Raw genomic sequence first — 3674 nt, forward strand, 5'->3', positions numbered from 1 at the left:
CAATGACCCTTCCATTTAATATTTCTTTTTCTACTAAAATTTGAGGCGCTATCGCAATTCCTAACCCAGACACAGCAGCTTCTATCATTAAATTGAGACTATCAAAATAGCGATCATTCGCTTTTGGGGAAAAGTGAATTTGGGACTGATTAAACCATGTATGCCATGCATTTTTATTTGAGTGGGTATGAAGTAATGGATAATTTAAAAGATCATTTTTTGTATGAAGCGGATTTATTTCACGATTACAAATAGGCCCCATGTTATCGGGAAATAAAAGATATTTATTCAAAAAGTTGGGAAGCATATGATTCTCATTGATGCTATTGATCAATATGTCAACTTTCTCTTTTTCTAACAATTTTAAGTCATTACATGTCATTAATTTGATATGGATATTGGGATAAATGACTTCGAGTTTTTCTAATCGGGGAATTAGCCAATTTGCCATAAAACTATGAGAAGCGCCTATTACCACTTCTACCTCTGATGTTTTATTTGTTAATTCAAAGATGCATTGTTCTAAATTATTAAAAAGATGCGTACAAACTCGAGATAATTCTTCGGCGTCCGCCGTCAGAGAGATGGTCGAGGAATTTCGAATAAACAATTTTTTATCTAACCATTCTTCTAGCTGTTTTATTTGATGGCTAATCGCACTATGGGTGACACACAACTCTTCCGCAGCTAAGCTGAAACTTTTATTTCTGGCGACGGCTTCAAATGCTTTTAAAGCATTAAGGGGAGGCAATGTTCTACGTTTCATGTTGTAAAATTTTCTAACACCATAAGCTCAAAATATATCAATTATCAGAAAAATGAAAATATTTTAAGATGAAAAAAATGGATACAGCAAGAGATATGAGATGACAACCCCTTATACAGGTAATGGTCCTGATGACTTGGGATTTTTTGGTAAATTTGGCGGATGTTACATGCCAGAGAGCTTGATGCCTGCACTTCAAGAATTAGAGCAAGCCTTTAATACTGTTCGGCACAAACCTGAATTTTGGGCTGAATATCAGCAAATTTTAACAGATTTTGTTGGGCGGCCTAGTCCTCTTTTCTATGCAAAAAACCTAACAGCTTATGCGGGAGGTGCTCGAATCTATCTCAAGCGGGAAGATTTGAACCATACGGGTGCGCATAAGATTAATAATTGTGTTGGGCAAATCTTATTGGCCAAATTTATGGGGAAAACCAGAATCATTGCAGAAACGGGTGCTGGACAACATGGTGTTGCAACAGCAACGGTTTGCGCGCTGTTTAAGATGAAATGCACCATTTTTATGGGAGAAACAGATATTCAGCGCCAACAAATGAATATTGAACGCATGAAATTACTCGGAGCTGAAGTCAGAAGTGTTCAAAAAGGTCGTGGGACTTTAAAAGATGCCATGAATGAAGCATTACGTGACTGGATTCGTCATGTGGATACAACCTATTACCTGTTGGGTACTGGCGCAGGCCCTCATCCATATCCGACGATGGTTAGAGAATTTCAGAAAATTATTGGTCTAGAAGCCAGAAACCAAATACTCCTCAAAGAAAATAAATTGCCGGATGTTTTGGTTGCTTGCGTTGGTGGTGGATCAAATGCATTAGGGTTGATGCATCCCTTTCTAGAAGACCTGAATGTCAAAATTTTTGGCGTTGAGGCAGGTGGAAAAGGAACACATACTGGTGAACATGCCGCCTCTATTTGCAAAGGTCAAGTTGGTGTGCTGCATGGCAATTTAACCTATTTATTACAAGATTTAGATGGGCAGATTTTAGAAGGACACTCTATATCAGCCGGCCTAGATTATCCTGGTATTGGCCCTGAGCATGGCATTCTGTTTGAAACAGGACGTGTGACATATACGGCTATAACCGATCAAGAAGCTGTAAATGCATTTCAGCTTTTAAGCCAACAGGAGGGCATTATTCCTGCGCTTGAGAGTTCTCATGCAATTGCGTATGCGATTCAACTTGCTCAAGAAATGCAGCCAGAACAGATTATTATTGTCAATTTAAGCGGCAGAGGTGACAAAGACTTAAACACGGTCAAAAAATATCTTGCAGGAGCTACAGCATGAACCGTCTAGATCAAAAATTAGAGCAATTGAAACTGGAAAATCGAAGCGGTCTGGTCTGTTATTTTACTGCTGGAGATCCTAATTTTGCAGAAAGTTGTCGTCTGTTGAGCCAATTAGGTCAAGCTGGGGCTGACATTATTGAAGTTGGCATTCCTTTTTCAGATCCAGTGGCAGATGGAGAGATCGTTCAGGCAGCACATCTTAGAGCATTACGTGCAGGTCAAACGGTAAAACAGACCATTGAGTTGGTAAAAGCAATCAGGCTGCATGATGACACGACACCAATAATTTTTATGACTTATTTAAATCCGATGATGCAATATGGTTTCGAAACACTTGTCGCCGAAACAGAAAATCTTATAGATGGAATATTGATTTTAGATGCTCCATATGGATATCGAGAAAACTTTGAAGTGCAATTACATGAAAAAAATATGCATTTAATTGCAATGACAGCGCCGACGACCCCAGTTGAAAGGTTAGAGCAAATCTCAGCGCGCGCGACAGGTTTTTTATATCATGTTGCAGAAAATGGCTTAACAGGGGGGCATTTAAATCTACCCAATATTGAGAAAAAGATTGCTGAAATCAAGCCTATTTTTAATATTCCAGTTGCAATTGGCTTTGGGATCAAAAATGAAAGTCATGTTAAAGCTTTAGCCAATAAAGTAGATCTTATTATCATTGGCTCAGCACTTGTCAATACTTTTTTTAATAAGGGGATGAATGCGACTTTAGAAAAAGTCACAGTTTTTTCGCAAATACTTAGAGAAAATAAAGAATAAGCCAGCTATCTTTGATAGGTATTTGCGTATTCTTTAAAAACATAATTAAATATAAAACAGTATTTTATCTTCGCCTATCTCCCGAAAGGGAGATAGAACTTTATATGTGGATTTTTTTCTAAAAGTGATCGCTTTTTAAAAATCACTATTATCATATAGATGTGACATGCGTTTTTGCTTTGTTTCTAGATAAGCTTTGTTAAAGATATTTAAACCAACTTTTAAAGGAATACGTTCAACAACATTAATTCCTAAATCAGTTAAAGATTTAATTTTAAGGGGATTATTTGTAATGAGTTTTACATTCTTTATTTTTAAATAATCTAACATAATGGTACACATATCATATTTACGAGCATCTGCTGGTAAATTTAATAATAAATTGGCTTCAAGAGTATCATGTCCTTGATCTTGAAGTGCGTAAGCTCGAATTTTATTGGTTAGTCCTATGCCGCGACCTTCTTGGCGTAAGTATAAGATCACACCTTGACCTGCATCATTGATCATTTTCATAGTTGAATGTAATTGTGGACCACAGTCACATTTCAGTGAAGCAAAGCATCGCCTGTTAAGCATTCCGAATGAATTCTGACGAGTATTGGTTGATTCGAAATAGTATCCATGCCTTTGGCAAGAGCGATATGTTCTTCACCAGTACTTTGGTCTTGAAACGCTATAATTTCAAAATCGCCAAACGCAGTAGGTAACTTTGATTTAGAAACAAATTCTATAGCCATTTAATTATACCCCTGTATTTTAAAAATTTAGAAACTTGCAACTATTACTTTCCAGCTAAAATAGTTTTCAGAGG

Annotated in this window: 3 protein-coding genes and 1 pseudogene; 2 read left to right on the top strand and 2 right to left on the bottom strand. The window is 36.9% G+C overall.

Annotated elements, in window-relative coordinates; translation table 11 throughout:
* Positions 1-766 (bottom strand): LysR family transcriptional regulator (locus AVJ19_RS20515; protein ID WP_111861362.1); only part of this gene is annotated, 766 nt, incomplete at its 3' end.
* A gap of 100 nt (positions 767-866) precedes the next feature.
* Between AVJ19_RS20515 and trpB the strand changes: the two genes are divergently transcribed.
* On the top strand, positions 867-2078 hold the full coding sequence (gene trpB / locus AVJ19_RS20520; protein WP_111861363.1) for a tryptophan synthase subunit beta: 1212 nt from the start codon (positions 867-869) through the stop codon (positions 2076-2078).
* Complete coding sequence (trpA, locus tag AVJ19_RS20525; protein ID WP_111861364.1) at positions 2075-2863, top strand: tryptophan synthase subunit alpha; 789 nt, start codon at positions 2075-2077, stop codon at positions 2861-2863. The genes trpB and trpA overlap by 4 nt, the downstream gene beginning before the upstream one ends.
* A 135-nt stretch (positions 2864-2998) precedes the next feature.
* Here trpA and ribA read toward each other — a convergent pair.
* A pseudogene (ribA, locus tag AVJ19_RS20530) lies at positions 2999-3600 on the bottom strand (GTP cyclohydrolase II).
* Positions 3601-3674: the final 74 nt, after the last annotated feature.

The sequence above is a fragment of the Acinetobacter sp. CFCC 10889 genome (assembly GCF_003268395.1).
In the GTDB taxonomy this organism is placed as follows: domain Bacteria; phylum Pseudomonadota; class Gammaproteobacteria; order Pseudomonadales; family Moraxellaceae; genus Acinetobacter.